This is a genomic window from Pseudomonas sp. P4_C3 (assembly GCF_056402075.1).
The window spans coordinates 1-781 of the sequence record NZ_JBFUIC010000733.1; the positions used below are offsets into that span (position 1 = coordinate 1).

The 781-nt window shown below is 51.8% G+C and carries 1 protein-coding gene; it reads left to right on the forward strand.

Annotated elements, in window-relative coordinates; translation table 11 throughout:
* The first annotated feature begins 125 nt into the window (after positions 1 to 125).
* Entirely contained in the window at positions 126 to 611 is a 486-nt protein-coding gene (locus AC1DVH_RS32125) for an adenosine-specific kinase (RefSeq protein WP_477757166.1), read from the forward strand.
* Positions 612 to 781 lie beyond the last annotated feature (170 nt).

The following is a 781-nucleotide window of genomic DNA, read 5'->3' on the forward strand; positions in this document are numbered from 1 at the left end:
GAGCCAGCGTGGCCCAGTCAGGGTCTCCTCGGGTTCCTTCAGAGGACGGAGCGATAACCAACGAGTAGCTATGCTTGGTTTATTGACAGACTCTGGTAGCAACATCGTGAAAGGAGGCGTTTGAGATGCAACTCATCACGTGGAAAATCGATAAACCGGATGTGACGAATTTCATTTTGGGTCAGACGCACTTCATCAAGTCCGTCGAGGACATCCACGAAGCGCTGGTTAATGCCGTGCCAGGTATCCAGTTTGGCGTGGCCTTTTGTGAAGCCTCTGGCWAGTGCCTGGTGCGATGGTCTGGCACCGATACCTCAATGATTGAACTTGCACAGAAGAATGCGAAAGCCATCGCCGCAGGCCATAGCTTCATCATTTTCCTGGGCGACGGCTTCTATCCGCTGAACGTGTTAAACACCATCAAAATGGTTCCAGAGGTATGCCGTGTTTTTTGTGCAACCGCCAATCCAACCGAAGTGATTCTCGCTGAGACGCAACAAGGGCGAGCAATCCTGGGCGTAGTGGATGGCTTCTGTGCCAATGACATTGAAGGCGATGAAGACATCCAGTGGCGCAAGAACCTGTTGCGGCAGATTGGCTACAAGCTGTGAATTGCAGAGCGAGTATTTCGTGAGAAAGGGACTGGTTTGATTTCGTCTGGCTGAACATCTGCGACGTGTCGTTTGCAGCTGGTCGCGGATGGCCCAGAGTGTGTAAAAACTGGTTCAAACATCGTCGACACTAGCGCCGACGATGTTTGGCTGGCTAACTACACCTAAAG